The 18,674-nt window shown below is 60.0% G+C and carries 17 protein-coding genes; 3 read left to right on the forward strand and 14 right to left on the reverse strand.

The genetic code is table 11. The features are described from left to right. Nucleotides 1-5: 5 nt before the first annotated feature. The 14 genes from CCE89_RS06530 to CCE89_RS06595 all read right to left on the reverse strand — a co-directional run bounded on the left by CCE89_RS06530 (nt 6) and on the right by CCE89_RS06595 (nt 16,025). Nucleotides 6-884, reverse strand: coding sequence for a transketolase family protein (locus CCE89_RS06530; RefSeq protein ID WP_086437255.1), 879 nt, complete (start codon nt 882-884; stop codon nt 6-8). After that, the gene (locus tag CCE89_RS06535; RefSeq protein ID WP_086437256.1) at nt 881-1,696 is read right to left on the reverse strand and encodes a transketolase; all 816 of its coding nucleotides are present in this window, start codon (nt 1,694-1,696) and stop codon (nt 881-883) included. The genes CCE89_RS06530 and CCE89_RS06535 overlap by 4 nt, the downstream gene beginning before the upstream one ends. A 73-nt stretch (nt 1,697-1,769) precedes the next feature. Then, nucleotides 1,770-2,690, reverse strand: a complete 921-nt coding sequence (locus CCE89_RS06540; RefSeq protein ID WP_086437257.1) for an aldo/keto reductase — start codon at nt 2,688-2,690, stop codon at nt 1,770-1,772. Then, complete coding sequence (locus tag CCE89_RS06545; RefSeq protein ID WP_200810302.1) at nt 2,687-3,340, reverse strand: sugar transferase; 654 nt, start codon at nt 3,338-3,340, stop codon at nt 2,687-2,689. The genes CCE89_RS06540 and CCE89_RS06545 overlap by 4 nt, the downstream gene beginning before the upstream one ends. A gap of 4 nt (nt 3,341-3,344) precedes the next feature. Further along, nucleotides 3,345-4,202, reverse strand: a complete 858-nt coding sequence (locus CCE89_RS06550) for a TylF/MycF/NovP-related O-methyltransferase (protein WP_159456599.1) — start codon at nt 4,200-4,202, stop codon at nt 3,345-3,347. A gap of 16 nt (nt 4,203-4,218) precedes the next feature. After that, nucleotides 4,219-5,478 carry a glycosyltransferase gene (locus tag CCE89_RS06555; protein ID WP_086437259.1) on the reverse strand — a complete coding sequence of 420 codons (1,260 nt, stop codon included), beginning with the start codon at nt 5,476-5,478 and terminating at the stop codon, nt 4,219-4,221. Between the two features lie 11 nt (nt 5,479-5,489). Next, on the reverse strand, nt 5,490-6,491 hold the full coding sequence (locus CCE89_RS06560) for a tetratricopeptide repeat protein (protein ID WP_143255979.1): 1,002 nt from the start codon (nt 6,489-6,491) through the stop codon (nt 5,490-5,492). Nucleotides 6,492-6,714: 223 nt separating this feature from the next. Beyond that, a complete protein-coding gene (locus CCE89_RS06565) occupies nt 6,715-8,919 on the reverse strand; it encodes a GumC family protein (RefSeq protein ID WP_086437261.1) in 2,205 nt (734 codons plus the stop codon). Further along, nucleotides 8,919-9,653: a polysaccharide biosynthesis/export family protein gene (locus CCE89_RS06570; protein ID WP_143255980.1), complete on the reverse strand. Its 735-nt coding sequence runs from the start codon at nt 9,651-9,653 to the stop codon at nt 8,919-8,921. The genes CCE89_RS06565 and CCE89_RS06570 overlap by 1 nt, the downstream gene beginning before the upstream one ends. A 57-nt stretch (nt 9,654-9,710) precedes the next feature. Next, nucleotides 9,711-11,111, reverse strand: coding sequence for an O-antigen ligase family protein (locus CCE89_RS06575; protein ID WP_086437262.1), 1,401 nt, complete (start codon nt 11,109-11,111; stop codon nt 9,711-9,713). A 54-nt stretch (nt 11,112-11,165) separates the two neighbouring features. Further along, nucleotides 11,166-13,151, reverse strand: coding sequence for a polysaccharide biosynthesis protein (locus CCE89_RS06580; protein WP_086437263.1), 1,986 nt, complete (start codon nt 13,149-13,151; stop codon nt 11,166-11,168). A gap of 97 nt (nt 13,152-13,248) precedes the next feature. Beyond that, nucleotides 13,249-14,055, reverse strand: coding sequence for an enoyl-ACP reductase FabI (gene fabI / locus CCE89_RS06585; protein ID WP_086437264.1), 807 nt, complete (start codon nt 14,053-14,055; stop codon nt 13,249-13,251). Continuing rightward, a complete protein-coding gene (locus tag CCE89_RS06590; RefSeq protein ID WP_200810303.1) occupies nt 14,043-15,038 on the reverse strand; it encodes a YihY/virulence factor BrkB family protein in 996 nt (331 codons plus the stop codon). The genes fabI and CCE89_RS06590 overlap by 13 nt, the downstream gene beginning before the upstream one ends. A 3-nt stretch (nt 15,039-15,041) precedes the next feature. Continuing rightward, nucleotides 15,042-16,025, reverse strand: coding sequence for a DnaJ C-terminal domain-containing protein (locus tag CCE89_RS06595; RefSeq protein ID WP_086437265.1), 984 nt, complete (start codon nt 16,023-16,025; stop codon nt 15,042-15,044). Nucleotides 16,026-16,240: 215 nt separating this feature from the next. Between CCE89_RS06595 and pdxH the strand changes: the two genes are divergently transcribed. From pdxH to CCE89_RS06610, 3 genes are read left to right on the forward strand one after another with little or no spacing between them, the layout of a single operon-like run. Continuing rightward, entirely contained in the window at nt 16,241-16,888 is a 648-nt protein-coding gene (pdxH, locus tag CCE89_RS06600) for a pyridoxamine 5'-phosphate oxidase (protein WP_086438006.1), read from the forward strand. Beyond that, nucleotides 16,885-17,826, forward strand: coding sequence for a cation diffusion facilitator family transporter (locus CCE89_RS06605; RefSeq protein ID WP_086437266.1), 942 nt, complete (start codon nt 16,885-16,887; stop codon nt 17,824-17,826). Before pdxH ends, CCE89_RS06605 begins: the two co-directional genes overlap by 4 nt. Then, entirely contained in the window at nt 17,823-18,620 is a 798-nt protein-coding gene (locus CCE89_RS06610) for a PhzF family phenazine biosynthesis protein (RefSeq protein ID WP_086437267.1), read from the forward strand. Before CCE89_RS06605 ends, CCE89_RS06610 begins: the two co-directional genes overlap by 4 nt. Nucleotides 18,621-18,674: the final 54 nt, after the last annotated feature.

Genomic DNA, 18,674 nt, shown 5'->3' on the forward strand with positions numbered 1-18,674 from the left:
TCTCATTATGGGCGCAGCTGCGCCAGGACATTTTCGACCGTCAGGCCATAGTGCTGGCGCAGGTAATTCTGGTCGCCAACCACGGACGGCCCGTTGTCGCTTATGGCAAGTTGAATGACGTTCAGCCCTGCAGCCTTCATGTTCAGGCCTGCACTGTTAGGCAGAACGTGCTCTTCGAGCGAGACAATCAGCTCATGCTTGGCCAACTGTTCTCGCACGGCAGCTTCCGACAGTGAGCGAAAGCGGGGCAAGCTATAGACGGCAATGTCATCATCGGATTGCTCCGCTGCCTCCATAGCGACCGAAAGCAGACCGCCGACGGCCAGGATGGCTTTCCTGCCGCCCCTGCGATGACAGACAAGTCCCAACCTTTCGCCGAAAGCTTCAAGTTCGGGAAAATCGAGTTCAGTCTTCTCGAGCCGCAGATATTTCGGCCCCGGCATAGTCGCACATTCGGTCACGTGTCGCTTGACCTGCGCGCTCGTGGATGGCGTCAATATCTCGACACCGCCGAGCGCCGAGATGATCCCGTAATCCTCGATCGCGAAGTGCGTGAAACCCAGCTGTCCGTAGGTGAAGCCCCCGCCTGAACACACCAGCGTCACGTTGAAATCATGATAGACCGGACCGTTGCGGAACTGCTCAAGGCCTCGCATGAAGACGAAGTTGGCGATCGAATAGCAGAACGCAGCCTTGCCCAGCTTGGCCATGCCCGATGCGACGCCGATCATATTCTGCTCGGCAACCCCTACGTTGATAAAGCGCTCGGGAAAGCGTTCCGAGATTTCATTGAATATTCCGAACCCGAGGTCCCCTGTCAGGAGCACCGAATGGTCAATGCTGCCGAGCGTTTCGGTCATCTGGTTGACGAAGCTGTCCCTCATTTCGAGCTCAGCTCCTCCAGAGCGGCCTGCCGCTCGTCATCGTCGGGCGAGCGGTAGTGCCACAGCACCGAATTCTCCATGAAAGACACGCCTTTACCTTTGGTTGTGTCGCAGATCACCACGACCGGCCGGTCTTTTGTCGCGGGTTCGGCCATGGCCTGTCGAAGCAGGTCGTGATCGTGACCCGGGGTCCGGCGGACCTCCCAGCCAAATGACCGCCATTTGTCCTCGAATGGCTCCAGCGCCATCGTGGCCTCGGTTGTGTCGATTGATTGCAGCTTGTTGTAGTCGATCACCGCCATCAGTTTCCTGAGGCGGAAGTGGGCGGCAAACATTGCCGCCTCCCAGACCGAACCTTCGTCGCATTCGCCGTCGCTCATCAACACGACCACTCGCCGGCCATGCGCATCAAGCTTGGAGGCGAGCGCCATCCCGGCCCCCAGGGACAGGCCCTGGCCAAGCGAACCGGTCGATACTTCGACACCGGAAATGCCCTTGTGCGACACGTGGCCCGACATGATCGAACCGTTCTCGTAGTGATTTTCGAGCATTTCAGGCTCGATGAAGCCGCGCCCGGCCAGTGCCGCGTAAACAGCAGCACCTGCATGCCCCTTGGAAAGGACGAACATGTCGCGGTCCGCCATCTGCGGATCCTTCGGGTCGACATTGAGAACATCGGAATAGAGCACGCCGAGAATGTCAGCGATCGAGAGGCACGACCCCACATGGGACGACCCCCCGAACGAGGTCATCTTGACGACCGATGTTCGAATGAACTTCGCGAGTTGATCGCTCGTGGAATTGGGTTTCATTGGGAACTTCACGGTGGAATGAGGCGCGGCTTCTAACACGCAGGTTTTTGGAATCAATGCGCTTCGGCCGACATTATGCCTTCTGCCAACCAATACCTTCATACAATGGTGCCAGATCCGACATATTCAGGCGGTGACTATCCAATTGGACGAGCTCGTCTACTTGCCGGACATTCTTGACGCCAACGATCACGTGGTCGACGAAACCAGATTGTCGCGCGGCCTGTATCGCCGATTGACCCACCGACAATCCGGCATCTGCGGCGAGGTTTTCGATGGCCTTCAGGGCCTCGACGGTCCTTGGCCAGTTCTCCGCTCGAAAATGAGGAAGTCGATGGCGCCTGTCGTCGCCGTTGAATGTGCTTGCCAGGTCATATTTTCCGGTCAGAAGGCCCTGCGCAAGAGCGCCATAGCCGAATCGATGGAGACCAAGTTCCTTCCATTTCTCGAAGGAGGCTCGCTCTTCGGCGCTCGACAAGAGGTTGAAGCTGGCCTGGATGGCGCTCATCCCGCGCTCCGCGCCATGGCGCACTGCGGCATCGGCGAAATTGGAGAACCCGAAGGCCTTGATCTTGCCCGATTGCACGGCGCCATTGCAGAACTCCAGAGTTTCTTCGATTGACGCGCTCTCGTCGGGCCAGTGAATGAAATAGAGGTCGATCGCTTCGACCCGCAAGCGCGCAAGGCTGGCATCAAGCGCGGCGGCCAAATAGCCCGGACTGTTGTCCTTGTAGGTCTTGGCCCTCCCACCGGTCTGTTCCCAGCGGACCCCCGCCTTGGTGATGATCGTCGCGGCATGACGGCGTGGGCCCAAAGCCTTTGCGAGGCGCCGCTCGCTCTCACCCAGTCCATAAACATCTGCCGTGTCGAAAATTGTAAGGCCTGCGTCGAAAGCGTGCGAAATAGCCGCGCTCACTTCGACCGGGTCGAGCTCGCCCCAATCGGTCCCGCCGAGTTGTTCGCAGCCAATGACAATCCTTGCAGGGTCGGTCATTTGTTCGTAAGCCCGAACGGCCGCGCCAAAACGAGCGCCACGGTTTTCAGCAAGATCTTCAAGTCCAACAGCAATCCTCTATTCTTGGCATACTCGACGCGAAGGCGGTTCTTTTGCGGCAGGACATTTCGCTCGAAACTGCCGTCGGGATCATTGTCATCGATCAGAGAACCCAAGTCGCTGAACCTGATCGAGGCCAGATCGGTAATGCCGGGCCTCACTGAAAGAATGATCAGCTCTTCGCCCCTATAATCGTCCGTATACTTGGGAAGCTCAGGGCGCGGACCGACAAAGCTCATATCGCCCACCAGGACGTTGAACAGCTGTGGCAGTTCGTCCAGCTTGTAACGCCTAAGAATTCGCCCAAAGGCCGTAACCCTATGGTCGTTGCGGCTTGTTGTGCCTGCGCCGTGTTCGGACCCAACCTTCATGGAGCGGTATTTCAGAATCTCGAAGGGCACGCCGTTGAGGCCGGTTCGAACGCCGCGAAAGAAAACCGGACCGGGCGATGACGCGAGGACGGCCAGGCTTAATCCGATCATGAGCGGAGAAAGGACGACCAGCAGGATGCCGGACACAAACATGTCGGCAGCTCGCTTGATGGTGCCGTAAAAGGGCGCCCCGTTTCCGGTATTGGCCGCAATCGACATTGGGTCAGGAGGCTGCAGGCTTCTCGAAATACACGCCACCCCGGCCGTCTTCCAGAAGAGGGGTGCCAATCTTGCGCTCTTCGCGGAACTCGTCGGTCGCCTTGCGCGAACCGAAGCAGGTCGCGTAGTCGTCGATGATGACGTAGCCGCCAGCCGGCATCTTGTCGTAAAAGTTGTCGAGGGGAATCTTGGTCGATTCATACCAGTCCCCGTCGAGACGCAGGACGGCAATGTCGCCAATGATAGCCTTGTGCGGGGGGACCGTATCCTGAAACCAGCCCTTCACCAGATGCGTGCGAGCGCGGTCGAGACCGAGGTCGTCGAAAAGGAGTTCTTCGACCTGTTCGATCGTACCGAGGCAAGAACCCTTCGGCAGCGGCCGGATGAATTCGCCGACCCGGCCGTCACTGTAATCTTCCGCAGTAGGTTCGGGCAGGCCTTCGTAGGAATCGAAGAACCACTTCTCCCGCTCTTTCTCGCCCAGCGCCCGGCTGGCCATCGCCATCATTGCCGCGGTGCCCCCTTCGGCAACGCCGCATTCCACGATCGCACCATCAACCTTGGCGTTTTCCACCTTCTCGATAACATCGAAGGCGTTCTCAAGCGCCTTTCGGCCGCCCATCGTATGGGGGAGGAGGCGGAAGGTGAGCTTGTCCCGAAGCTTGCGATTTCCGCTCACGAACGGACGCCGCGCAGCCACCTTCACGCCATGACCGACGTAGAGAAGTTTCTTGTAGCTGCCATAGGCGAGTTCGTAGACGAACCCGTAGACGCCAGTCGGCAATATGCGGCGAAGGCCGGGGAGAACGGTCCGCGCGACCCGGCCGGCGATTGAGGGCTTGTAAGCTACAACTTCGTTCATTTTCGTCACTAAGCTCCTACGCAGCCGCGTTGGCGACAACGTTTTCAATTCTGGCCACGAAATCGGTAAAAACCCGAGGACCGTGGAACCGCTCTTCATAAAGCTGGCGGGCATTTGACCGCACCCGGGCAAGTTCGCCCCGATCTTGTTCAAGCCATTCCAGAGTGTCCGCCAGCCGTTCACTGTCGTCGGAATAGATGAAGCCGGATCGGGTGTCGGTAATCATCTGTCCCATAGCGCTTTCTGCGAGATTTCCAACCAAAACCAGAGATCCGGCAAGGTACTCGCCGAACTTGTTGGGGATGCTCCAGCGGAAAGTGTCTATTTCTTTATACGGCAGCAATCCGACATCGGATTCCTCAAGCAGGTATCGGATCTCTCTCGCGTTGATCCAGCCGGGACAGTCAATCGTCTTGATCGTCGCGGCCTGCGTTCGGACGCGCTCGAAATCCGAACCATGGCCGCAAAGCCGGATTTTCACCGGGTCGTTCTTCTCAGATAGCTTGCGCGCTGCATCCAGCACCGGGTCGAGCGACATCATCGGTCCGATCGTGCCGACAAAAACCACGTTCAGTTCGCCGTCGACGATCTCGAACTTTTTCTTCATTGCCTCTTTCTCGAAGGATGAAAGTTCGATCGATTCCTGCGGCATATATGCCATCAACAAGGGACGGTCTTCGGCAGTCTTTGCACGGGTTCCCTGGTCCAGCGCCCATTGGATGTACTGATCGGTCAATCCGGTGACGGCAGTGCTGGCGTCCACCACCTTTCCGAGCGAGCGACGCAACGGATGAAGGACAGGCGCGGCGATCGGCCTTAGCGCCGATGGAAGAACGTCCAGAAAAACATCAGGCCAAAGGTCCCTGACGTCGCAGACGTGCGGGATTCCGCGTTTCCCGGCATATTTGGATGCTTCGCGCGCAATCGTTACCGAGGGCAGCGAACTGAGAATCACATCGGGCTTTGGCAAGGTCCGTGCATAGCGCGCGAACTCCTCTGCCAGCACGCGTTCGTCCTGCAATCTTTGAAAGGAGATGTTGCGGCGGTAGCCGGGGCCCTTGAGATAGACGATGTCGAAGCCCGGCATCACTTCTGTCCTTGTCGTCTCGTCAAATCTTTGCCGGCGATTGTAGTGATCGAAGGTCGAGGTGAACCAGATGACCTCATGCCCTGCCGCCTGAAAGAACTCGGCCATCAGACCGGTGCGCAACTTTCGTTGCGCCCCGTCATTGTCGTGCGGAGTCGGTTCCGCCCGCTGAAGCAACCAGACCTTCATGCTAAAACCAATCACCCGACCTGATGAACTTCCAGGCGGTCGATGCGGCCGCCCAGATTACGCTGCGTCGGATTGGAGCCCGATTCCACCCGCAACCAATGCATCGGGCAGTCTTCGGTGACCGAGAAGGACTCTCGCCAGGTCTTGCTGCCGGAGCCGGCCAGATCGACGCGTGCGAGAACGCGATTGTCGTAGCCGCAAGTCACTGCGAGCGATGCCATGTTCTCTGGTACTCGGGCGGACAACTCTGCCTGAAGGTCGACAGTGTACACACCCGGCCTCAGCCGTATCAGGCGGCGTGCCAACAATCCGGCCTGGGCGGAGGGGAGGATGCTGAACTCAAGCGCGCGACCGTTATCGACTGGAGTTGCCAATGTGTCGGAGCCAAGGAAGGTTTCCCAATGGAAGGGCGGCCAGTCGCCTTTGGCAAACGATATATTGGAGCGCATTTGCCTATTGGCAGCTTCCGTGCCGGCAACGTGACGGAACACGGCAACGGCCTCATCGACATGTCCATCCCTGATGGCATTGTGCATTACGAGACGGGTCACATTTTCTGACACGAGGCCGGCATCACCTGGGAGCATCGTCCGCAGCTCCGCTGTGGGCGCGCTCATCTCCTGGCGCGCGAGCGCTGCTTGCCAGAAGGCATCGTCCCAATCAGGACCCTGGGACAGCTCCTGTGCGATCGCGCCCCGCCAGTCGGGGTCCTCAAGGAATGCCACGGCACGCGGCATGAGTGTTTCGCGGGCCAGGCGAGAAGTTCGCGCAGCGTCATCAAGATAGCTTGCCGCCTGTGGCAGATTGCCGGAGGCATAGGCCAGTTCATGCTGATACATGCTGGTGAGGAAGTCGCGCTTGCTCATGCGCCTGACGGTCGCAAAAATTTCCTCCGCCCGATCGAGGTCGTTGCGCAGTGCTGCGAGCAGGCCCATCTGTCGCAGGGCCGGAACGTTGAGCCCTTGCGCTTGGAACGACCGACGCGAGTAAGGTTCAATCTGATCGACCAGCATGGCGGGATCCTCGGCAGGATCAATCGAGGCAAAAAGCAAGTCGCCCATGCGGGCATTGGCCGCCGCATTGCCTCCGGAGATTCCCAGGACCAGTTGCGGAGCGGTTTTCTGTTGTAGGGCCACAAAGACCTGGAGAAAGGCTGCTATGGCAAGGGCCAGGGCAATCGCAACGAGCAATAGCTTGCCGCCCGAGCCCGAGGCCAACCCCTTCTCCCTCGTTAAACTAGCTGTCATCCTGCCCGTAACCATATCCGTAACCGTAGCCGTAGCCGTAGCCTTCCCCTTCAGCGTCGAACTTGGTCAGCACTGCACCAAGAATCCTTGCATCCGATGCGGCGATCCGCTGGATCGCAGCGCGGGCACCCCGGACCGGAATTCTTTCGGCCTCGACCACGAACACGGCGCCTTCGACATGGCGGGCGATCAAAGGTGCGTCCGACAGGCCAAGCAGGGGCGGAGCATCTACCACGACATAGTCGAACTGCGTCTTCAGGTGCGCCAGTAGCTGGCCGAACCGTTCATCGCTGAGCAGTTCAGCCGCGCTGGGCGGCATCGGGCCGGTTCCGAGGCAATACAGGTTGCTGTCGCCGAGTTGCTGGATGGCGGCGTCGTAATTCGCCTCTCCCGACAGCAGATTGCTGAGGCCGAACTCATTGGGAAGGTCGAATGCCGCTGCGATGGAGGGCGAGCGCATATCTGCATCGACCAGGATCGTGCGGCCCGCCGAGCGAGCAAGCACGGTAGCAAGGGCGATCGAAGAAGTGGATTTGCCCTCCTTCTCCCGCGTGCTTGTAACCATCATGCTCTTTGGAACGCCGTGCGGCGTGGAGAACGACAGGTTCGTGCGAACCGTGAAATACGCTTCGGATAGCATGGACTTGCGATCCTCGAGCAGCTCCAGTTCGTCCCCTTCGCCAATCTCCGGGATTGAGCCGAGCAGGGGAACCCCAAGCAGCCTTTCGACCGATTGCGGATCCCTTATGCCTTCGTCCACCTGATCAAGCACAAGCAACAGGCCGCCTCCTGCGACAAAGCCGACCAATGTGGCGAGCAGCAGGTTGATCAGCAGCTTGGGCGAGGAAGGGATCTCTGGAGGTTTCGCCGAGTCAACCACCGCTATGTTGTTCGCCGCAATACCGGCGACACCGATCTCCTTGAAGCGTTGCAGGAGGCTGTCATAAAGCTGACGGTTCGTATCCACTTCCCGCAGGAAGATATTGTACTGGATACGGTCACGGTCCTGGACTTGGAGGTCGCCCTTCAGCGCAAGAACGCGGGAGCGCAAGTCCTGCTCCCTCCGCAAGGCTTCCTGGAAATTGTTGTCGACGTTGCTTCGCACCCGCGCCTCTTCTGACGCGATCGAGGCCTCGAGGGTCGCGATTTGCTGCTGAAGCGCCTGGGCACGCGGATACTCGGGCTCGAACTGGACCATCAGGCGAGAATACTCGGCCTGCAATCCTGCGAGGCGTTGCCGCAGCTCTGCAATGGTTGTGTTGGCGAGGGAGCCGTCGCTGATGCTCGTGCGGGCAGCATTTCGCCGGCTCTCTGCCGCAACGCGATCTGCGATCGCTTCGGTTAGCGCGTTGTTCAGGCCCTCAAGATCCTGCGCAACAAGTGTCCGCTCCGCCAGCGTACGCCCATTGGCGCCCTCGCTGGTGCTGAGCGTCACGATGTCCTTGTTCGTCGCATAGGTTACCAGATTACGTTCAGATTCCTCGAGCTTCTGGCGCAGTTCGCCCAGCCTTCCCTCGAGGAAGTCTCGTGCCTCAGCCGTAGAAGCGAACCTGCGATCCATGGCGCTGCTGATGAACTGCTGGCTCCAGCTGTTGGCCACGCGGGCTGACAATGCGGGTGAGCGGCTCGTGTAGCTGATGTCGACCAGGCTTGAACCGCGTATCGGGGAAATCGAAATATTCTCGAGCAGGAGTTCGACCGCCCTTACCTGTCGCTCTTCCAGCGCGCTTGCACCGATTCCGGAATCGCCCAGCGAACCGGAGCCCTGGGCGATATCGATTTCCTCACCGTGGCTGGCAAAAAAACCAGCATCGTTCACGAGACGCAGGTCGCGCGCCACCCGCTCCGCCAGCGAACGGGCCCGCAGCAAGGCGTACTGCGTCTGATAGAACTCCAGGTCGGCGCCAGCTTCGGTCGATTCCAGCCCTTCGACATTGGTCACATTGGCAGATTGCCGACTGATTTCGATACGCGCTGTCGCAGTGTAGAGCGGGCTCGTAAGAAGAGTCAAGACCAGGCCTGCAGCGATGGCTGCCGCCACGATTCCTGCCAGGAGCCACTTGCGGCGCTTGAGCAGCTGCCAGTAATGTAGAAGAAGCGGCGGTTGGCCAGCATCCTCGTGACCACCCGGGCGTTGGCCCTGAGGTATGAGCACCGATACGTCGTCGGTATGCGAGTTCGTGGAATAATTCATCAGTTGTTGTTGCTCGTTAGCACGGCGATAATCGGAGTGGTGAGCAGCGGTGCACCCGAGAGAATATCGCGGAAGACGCGGCGTGCCCTGTTGGTGCTCACGACGATGCGATCATTGGCGAATACCTGCGGGTCTTCGTAGGCCCCACGCTGGATCGCCTCAAGATTGTAAAGCGCCGCCATTTGCTTGCCCTCTACCTTGCGGAACACGACGACATATTCAGCTTTCGCGAATTCGGTCAGGCCCTTCGCCTGGGCGACTGCCCCGATCAGCGTGAGCTGGCCGCGCACTGGATAAAGGCCCGGCTCCCCGACCTGGCCCGTGACGGCATACACCTTGCTGTTATTCTCTTCGAGATTGACGGAGACCTGTGGGTCGCGAATGTAACGCGCGCCAAGCCTTTTCGCGATCTCTTCAGCGAGCTCGGACGAAGTCTTTCCGCCGGCCTCAAGAGAACCGGCGAGCGGGAATGAGATATTGCCGCCCCCGTCGACAACGGCTTCGAAATCCTGAAGCTCTTGAATGCCGAAGACGCTGACTTTCAGCTTGTCGTAGGGGCCAATCACGAACGACCTGCCAACTACCCCAAGGTCGTTGACCGCAGGGGGAGGCAGCGCATCGGCCTGAACGACTTCGATGGCTGTCGGGCCCTCGAGAGGGCGAGCGGTGGAGCATCCCGCAATCAATGGCAGAAGCGCAAGGAAAAGTCCCCTCCCGGCTAGGCTAAATGTCATCTGTTCTCGATCCATTGGTCTCGTGTGGCCATATCGCGCCACGGTGAAAGTTGAAACTCAAGACTCTACCGAGGGCGCAGAGCGTATTTTGAATTCCCCGGCTCTGTACGACATGACTGCAGCAATCGTCGCCACAGCCGCGATCAACGGCACGCGGACAGGATAGTCGACCGCGCTGGCGACTGCCAGTTGCGCGAGCAGAAGCGTCCCCAGCCTGCCGAGCACGATGATCTCCGTATCCTTTGATCCGGCTTTCGACCACGCTTTCCGCGCACAGCGAGTCAGAATGATGAGGGCACCCACCAGGATGAGGGCACCCGGTATACCGGCCGCAAGCAGCAGCTCAAGGTAGTCGTTGTGGGCGTGATTTACGTAGTTCAACTGCAAGGAGCCTTCCGGCTCGAAGATCTTGTATACCTCTACAAATGATCCGAATCCCGATCCCCACGGGAGAAAATCGAACAATGATCCCCAGGTAGCCGACCACACAGTCGAGCGCATGTCGTCCAGCCCGTCAGCCTCGAAGAGCTTTTCCAGACTGGTTGAGCGGCCCGCCAGGAACGAGGAGACGACGAGCGCAAAGAAAACTCCGCCAGCAATCACCCAGCGGGGATTGATGCTCTGCCGTTTGCGACGCTCGACCCGTTCGGCCTGCGGGCGGCGATAGAGGAGGGCGCTGCCGATCAATCCGACCAGTGCAACGACGATGCCTGAGCGCGAGCGCGAAACTGCTATGACCGGTATCGCAATAGCGAGCGCAATCCCGGCGAAGAACAGTCGCTGGCGCAGCCGCTCGACCGTTTTCGCTGGCATCGAGAGATAGGCGACCACGATGGGGATGAGCATGGCGAGAAAGACCGATGCATGATTGCGATTGGCAAACAGGCCGACCGGCGCGCCCTTGTTCGTGATGTCATAGAAGTAGAGAACGCTGTTTGCCGGGCCGATGCTTTGAAGAAGCCCGAGAAATGCCGATGTAACGCCCACAACGATCAGGAACGGGAGCAGCTGGGCGAGTTGGCGATTGGAAAGCTGGACTGCCAGCACGAGAGCCGCGAGGGGGATAATCATGGCGAACAGGCTGTTCCACGCCATCCAGGGCACCATGGCAAGCGGACGCCAGGGTTGGGAGTCGCCGAAGAACGCGCCTGCCGCGACGATCAATTCCCTCCCCGGCGCCGCCTCCCATATCGCGGGCGGCAGCGGGAGGAGATGGATAATAGCGAGGGCGACCAATGCCAGCAGTAGGACGAACAGCCAGCGGTGTGCCTGAATGTCGCTTCGCGTGAGTGTGGCAGCGCCAATAACCAGCAGTATTGCAGACACAGGCCTGACAAACAGGAGCGAGTCAATGTCTGCGCGTGCGCCACCACCGCCGATGGCAAGCACCATCAACAATCCAAGCAAAAGGCCGAGCTTACGGTTCGCGGTCCACCATTGAAGGAGGTATTTCATCATTGTTCCGACTTGCAGGGAATTTCAATCGGGCGACAAGGGTTTACGGCCCCTACACTACTTCGCTTGCAGGGTGTCGCCCTTAGCCTGAATTCGACCTGAGGCAAACCGAAGTTTTGAGCCTTGGATCTCCGAAGCGCATTCCGCCTCGACAAGATCGTCTCTGCGATGTTGAAACTCCGGCACGATTGTTTGCAGCAAAGACACAATTTCTGAACTTGCATTGGTCTCAGCTAGCCGGGAGATGCTCTTCGACAGTTCGTCATGTGGCATGAAACCTTCCTGAGCCATCATGATGCGCTGGTGTTTGGTAGGGCTGGCATTCTCGCCGATCAGCAACTCTTCATAGAGTTTTTCTCCCGGGCGCAAGCCAATCTCCACGATTTCGATGTCCCCGTCTGGGTTGTTTGCGTCGAGGACCTTGAGGCCTGACAGCCTGATCATTGTTACGGCCAGATCGTGAATGCGGATCGGCTCCCCCATATCGAGCACGAAGACTTCGCCGCCACGGGCAAGACCCGCCGCCTGTATGACTAGGTTCGCCGCTTCGGGAATAGTCATGAAATAACGCACGACATCCCTATGGGTGAGCGTGATCGGACCGCCATTCTCTATCTGCTTGCGGAAGTGCGGGACGACCGATCCGCTGGAACCCAGCACGTTGCCGAAGCGGACCATCGAGCATCGCATTTCGCACTGGAGTGCGGCAAACCCCTGAACGACTTGTTCTGCAGCTCGTTTCGTGGCACCCATCACATTGGTCGGCCTTACCGCCTTGTCCGTGCTCACCAGAACAAAATCGTTCACTCCGGCCTTGTGGCTTGCCTGGACCATCGCCTGAGTGCCCAGTACGTTGTTGCGAGCTCCTTCGACCGGATTGTCCTCAATCAGCGGAACATGCTTGTAGGCTGCTGCATGAAATACGGTGTCGACCTGGAATCTCGAGAAAACCGTATCCAGCCTTCGTCCGTCACAAACCGACCCAAGGAATGCGTGAAGAGAGCATGGGATTTCTTGCTCTTTCAAGGTCGCCCTGAGTTCGTTCTCGATCGAGAACAGGGCGTACTCATTCTGCTCGAAAAGGACCAAGCTGGTCGCGCCAATGCCTATGATCTGGCGGCAAAGCTCCGACCCGATCGACCCGCCGGCTCCGGTTACGAGCACTGTCTTGCCGACGATCGTTCTGCCAAGCAGCAGCTCATTGGGCTGCACCGGCTCGCGTCCGAGAAGATCTTCGATTTGTACCGGCCGGATATCTTGCAGTGATACCTCGCCGGACACGAATTCTCGCATGGGAGGAAGAGTCTTCACAGCAAGATCAAAGGTCGAAAGCTTGGCGATGATTTCCCGCCTGCGCTGACGCGGTGATCCCGGCATGGCAAGAAGGACGTCGGTCGCACTGGTTTGTTTCAGAACTTCTTCGAAGGGATCAGGATCATAGACCGGCAGGCCGTCGAGACGATGGCCGATAAGCTTGGCATCGTCGTCGAGGTATCCAACGAGCGCAAGTTGCGGGTCTTTGCTGACCGAGCTTGCCAATTGCTGTCCGGCGTCGCCCGCTCCGTAAATGAGAAGGCGGCGGATTTTTCCAGAGTAGGAATTCCGCTTGAGTATGTCGAGAAAGAGAAAGCGATAACCGAGCCTGGCGGCAGTTATGAAGAGAAACAGGACGGCAGGCTGCAACAGTCCCATAGTCCTTGGCACCGGCGACATACCTATCAGCATGAAGACGAGGAAGGTCATCGCGGTATAGACCGTGAAGGCTTTTAGCAAAGTCTTCATCATGCCGAGGCCGGCATAGCGGAAGATCGCCCGGTAAACCCCGGCGAAGTAAAACACCGGGATGAACATGGTCGCGCAACCAATCAGCATTTGCTGGATCGGCTCGGACCAAAGAATCCAAGTCCCTACCCTGAGCGAATAGCCGACCCAGACTGAAAGGAGCAAAAGCAGCATGTCGCCGGAAAAAACCAGCGCCTGCTTCTGCCAGCGAGCAAGTCGTGACAGCCTTTCAAGGACATCAATGAGAATATCTGTAAACAATTGTCGACCCTTGCGCTGACGAATGCAGCTCTTCCCAGAGCACTAATAGGTGATTAACGGCGCCGCAAGCAGGAGTAATTGTTGGCCATCACATCACTCACCCTAGCGCGATATCGGGGGCGTCTTCCTGTTTCATGCCGACGACGTGGTATCCGCCGTCGACATGGTGCACTTCGCCCGTCACGCCAGATGACAGGTCGGACAGGAAGTAGAGACCGGAGCCGCCGACGTCGTCGATTGTGACATTGCGCCGCAGCGGAGAGTTGAGCTCGTTCCATTTGAGAATGTAGCGGAAATCCCCGATCCCGCTCGCCGCCAGCGTCTTGATCGGACCCGCGCTGATCGCGTTGACGCGGATGTTGCGCGGCCCGAGGTCGTTCGCGAGGTATTGCACGCTCGTCTCCAGCGCCGCCTTGGCCACGCCCATGACGTTATAGTGTGGAATGACCTTTTCCGCGCCGTAATAGGTCAGAGTCAGGATCGATCCGCCGGTTTCCGGCATCATCTCCGACGCGCGCTTCGCCACCGCGACGAGCGAATAGGCCGAGATGTTCATCGTCATCAGGAAATTGTCGAGGCTGGTGTCGACATATTTTCCGCGCAGCTCGCTCTTGTCGGAAAAACCGATCGCATGGACCACGAAATCGAGCTGGTCCCAGCGGCTTTTCAACGCATCGAAGGCGGCGTCGAGCGCCTCCATTTTCGAGACATCGCATTCGATCAGGAAATCGCTGCCAAGCTGTTCGGCCAGCGGCCTGACCCGCTTCGCAAGTGCTTCACCCTGATAGGAAAACGCAAGCTCCGCGCCTTCTGCCGCCAGCTTCTTGGCAATGCCCCAGGCAATCGACTTGTCATTGGCGAGCCCCATGATGAGACCGCGCTTACCTTGCATCAGACCGCCCATTCGCTGTCTTCCCTTTCTTCCTCGCCAAGCGCTTCCGCCTCTTCCTCCTCGGGGGTGATGGCCAGCGCGGCGTTAAGTTCAGCTCCGACGACCACCCCTAAACCAACCAGCCAGAAAAAGAACAGGGCAATCATGATCCCGGCCAGGCTGCCGTAGGTGAGGTTGTAAGCGAAGAACGTGCCGAGGATCGGCGGCAACAAGCTGGTCACCAGAACCCACCAGAGCGTGATGAACACGACACCCGGCCATTTCGGATAGCGGCGCGCGCGGTATGCAGATGGCGTCAGGAGGTAGAACAGCAGGTAGAGCGAGCCGAACAGGCCGACCGTCGGCACGACCCGCGAGAGGTGCAGCGCTGCTATGCGATCGACCAGCTGAGGGAAATAGGCCTGGATCACCTCTTGCGCTGCCACGATCAACACTTGCGAGAAAAGCGAGAGGACCAGCAGGATGACTGCGGCAAGGGTGAAGCCGGCGGAGATCAGCCGGTTCATCCAGAATGCCCGGGTCGGCTCGGTGCCATAGGCACGCCGCAAAATGTCGCGGATCGTCTCGATCAGGCTCGTGACGGTCCATAGCGCGACCAATGCACCTGCCCAGAGCAGCCAGCCGCTGCGCGCCTCCATCACATCGCGTGCGACCGGAGAGATCGTCTTGGCCACCGTAGGCGGCATGGCGGTAACGATGACGTCGATGATCGCCGCTTCGTCACCGCTGCTTCCGATTACGGCGAAGAGAGCCGCGCCGATAATGAAGAAGGGGAAAATCGCCAGCATCGCGAGATAGGCGAGATTACCGGCATGGATGAAACCGTCGTTATAGGTGCCGACAACCGTACGCTTGGCCACGTTGAAGGCGCGTGTGCCCGGGCCGACATGCGTGATGACCCTGGTTCGCAGCGTTTGCGCCTCGCGCCGACGCGCTTCGGGGGACAGCGATTGAACTTCGCGGTCTCGAGCATTCGGAAGCTCGGTTTTGCTCAAGCGCTAAACCCCGAGGCCCTTGCGCGGATTTCCTTCATCTTTCCAGCCCTCGAGGCGTTTGGCGAGCTCGGTGGTGTCCTCCGGCATCTGGATCTCGAGCGAGACGAGCTGATCGCCGCGGGCACCCGTTTTCTTGCTCCAGCCCTTGCCCTTCAGCCGCATGACCGTGCCGCCGTTGGTGCCCGGCTTGATCGTCAGCATCACGGGGCCATCGACCGTCGGGCATTTGACCTTCGCGCCGTGCAGCGCCTCGTCTAGCGTGATCGGCAGGTCCATGCGGATGTGGTCGCCGTCGCGCTTGTAGAAGGGGTGGCTGGCGACTTCGACCATGACCAGGCCATCGCCCGGGCCGCCGGCACCTTCCTGCCCCTTGCCCTTGAGCCGCATCTGCGTGCCGTCTTCGGTGCCTGCCGGCAGCTTGAGGTCGATCGTCTTGCCGTCGGCTAGTGTGATGCGCTGGTCCTTGCGCGTTGCCGCGTCGACGAAGGGCACGGCGAGCCGGTAATGGATGTCGGCGCCCTTGCGAGGCGGCGGTGGTGGCCTGCGCTGAGAGCCGAACCCGCCGCCCATGCCGCCGGGCCCGCCGGCGCTACGGCGACGCGAGCCGCCACCGAACAGCCCGTCGAAGAGGTCGGAAAGGTCCATATCGTCGCCGCCGACGCCCTGGAAATCCTCGGGCCGGAAGCCGCGCTGGCCGCCGCCGCCGAATCCACCCGAGCGCCCGCCGCCAAAGCCGCCGCCCATTCCGGCGAAGGGATTGGCCGGATTGCCTTCTGCATCGATTTCGCCGCGATCGAACTGCGCACGCTTCTCCTTGTCGGACAGCAGGTCGTAAGCCTTTGTAACATCGGAGAATTTTTCCGCTGCGTTGGGTTTATCCTTGTTGCGATCGGGGTGCAGTTCCTTGGCGAGCTTGCGGTATGCGCTCTTGATCTCCTTCTCGGAGGCAGTGCGGGCAACGCCAAGGGTGGAATACGGATCATTCATCGCCGTGTTAGCTAGGTGCTACAGCAGCTTGGCGCAAGCGGTCTGGTTTCCTACCTGAGAATGCGCCTCTACTGTTCCCGGGCACCACCGCGTGACAGATGAAGTCGGTGGTCAATCCTTGCGGGGCTGTTAGGGGTGAGAAAATTCGGACGCATGGACCGTGTTCCATGTGTTCCATCGCGTATGATTTGGACCTCTTGGAGATCGAACGGAATATGAGCGAAAACTCCAGCCTCGATGCAGAACAGCTCGCCGATAGCGCAATCCCCGCAGACGCCGATCCGATTGCCTTGTTCGAAGAGTGGTTCGCCGAAGCGCGCGCGAGCGAGCCGAACGATTCGAACGCGATGGCGCTCGCTACCGCGACGCCGGAGGGCGCGCCTTCGGTGCGTATGGTGCTGCTCAAGGGACATGGCCCAGAAGGTTTCACCTTCTTCACCAATGCTCAAAGCCGCAAGGGCGAGGAGATTCGCGCCAACATGCAGGCTGCGCTGCTGTTCCACTGGAAGAGCCTGCGCCGCCAGATCCGCATCGAAGGGCCGCTCGAAGAAGTGAGCGAGGATGCGGCGGACGCCTACTTCCACTCTCGCCCCTTCGTCAGCCAGGTCGGCTCTGCGGCAAGCGACCAGTCGCGCCCGCTCGACAACCGGCAGACCTACATCGACCGGGTCGAAGCGCTGGAGGATGCCTGCAAGGAAGCAGGCGAAGTTCCGCGCCCTTCGCACTGGACCGGTTTCACTCTCAGGCCGCAGCGGATCGAGTTCTGGCGCGACCGCGAGAACAGGTTGCACGACCGGCGTCTCTTCACGCTGTCGGGGGCGGGCGATGCGCTCGGCTGGACCAACACGCTGCTCTATCCATGAGCGCCATCCATCACGAAGATCGTAGCGCGCTCAACCGCGGGGCGGCGCTCGCCTCGATCGCGACGGCGATATTCCTCGTCGCGCTGAAGACCTGGGCGACGTGGCGAACCGGCTCGACCGCGATGCTCGGCAGCCTCGCCGATTCGGCGCTCGACCTCGTCGCTAGCCTCGCCACGCTGATCGGCGTGTGGATTGCGGCGATGCCGGCTGACGAGGACCACCGCTTCGGCCACGGCAAGGCGGAGGCGCTCGCAGCTATCTTCCAGGTCATGCTGATCGCGCTGTCGGCCACGGGCATCGCCTATCGCGCGATCGACCGGCTGATGAACGGCGCGCAGACGCAGGCTGCCGAAGAGGGTATCGCAGTCTCGCTTATCGCCATCGCGGTGACGCTCGCGCTCATCACCTGGCAACGCATCGTCATTGCGCGGACCAACAGTGTCGCAATCAAGACCGACAATGTGCACTATCAGTCGGACCTGCTGCTCAACATGGCGGTGATCGCGGCGCTGGTAATCGACCAATATCTCGGCTTCAGCGAGGCAGATCCGCTGTTCGGGCTGGCGATTGCCGCCTGGCTCGCATGGGGCGCATGGCGCGGCGCGAGCGAAGCGGTCGACCACCTGATGGACAAGGAATGGCCCGAGGAACGGCGCGATGCTTTTCTCGAGGTTCTTGGGCGCCATCCCGACATTCGCGGGGTGCACGATCTGCGTACGCGGACGAGCGGGATGCATGATTTCGTCCAGTTCCACATGGCCGTCGATCCCAAGCTCACCGTGGTCGAAGCGCATGACCTGATGGACGAGGTCGAGGCCCGGCTGGCGAACGAGTTTCCCGGGGTCGAGGTGTTGATCCATCCGGACCCTGAAGGATTGGTGGACGAAGAAGGGGTGGCAGCCGAGGAGCTGCTCCCCGATCGCGCGGAGGACGCATGACACAGATACCCTATTGGCATGTCGATGCCTTCTCGGACCGGCCGTTCGGCGGAAATCAGGCGGCGGTCATGGTGTTCGACGAATGGCCGGAAGACGATGTGCTGGTTGCCATCGGCGAGGAGAACAACTTCGCCGAGACGGCTTTCCTGGTGAAAGACGCGAGCGGCGAAGCCGATTGGGAGCTGCGCTGGTGCACTCCGACCTATGAAATCGCGCTTTGCGGCCATGCGACGCTCGCCAGCGGCCACGTGGTGCTCGACCATGGGCTGGGCGGGGGCGATAGCGTCACCTTCCGCACGCGCAAATCGGGGGTGCTCGAAGTGCGCCGGAGCGAGGCCGGATATGAACTCGCTCTGCCGGCAATATCGACCGATCAAGGCGAATGGGCCGAGGCCGTTGCGCTGCTTGGAACCGAGCCGCAAGAGGTGTGGCTGAATCCCGATGGCTACGGCATCTACCTGTTCGAAAGCGAAGCGCAGGTGCGCGCGCTCGAGCCCGACATTCGCGGTCTGGGCGCGCTCGGGAACGACCAGTTCATCTGCACCGCTCCGGGTGACACCACCGATGTGGTCAGCCGGGTTTTCGTGCCGGGTGGCGGGGTCGATGAAGACAGCGTGACCGGCTCGGCCCATGCGGTGCTTACGCCCTTCTGGTCGGCGCGTCTGGGGAGGGAGAGCTTTACGGCGCATCAGGCCTCCGCGCGCGGCGGCGACCTCACCTGCCGGCTGGACGGGCACAGGGTGTGGCTTGGCGGACCTTGCGTGACAGTCGTCGAGGGAAGCTTCTACCTCTAGCAGGTTCGCGGGGGAAACGGTCGCACAGCGACCGCAAGGCCGACTGGCCGCCCG

The sequence above is a fragment of the Altererythrobacter xiamenensis genome (assembly GCF_900177715.1).
GTDB classification, from domain to species: domain Bacteria; phylum Pseudomonadota; class Alphaproteobacteria; order Sphingomonadales; family Sphingomonadaceae; genus Erythrobacter; species Erythrobacter xiamenensis.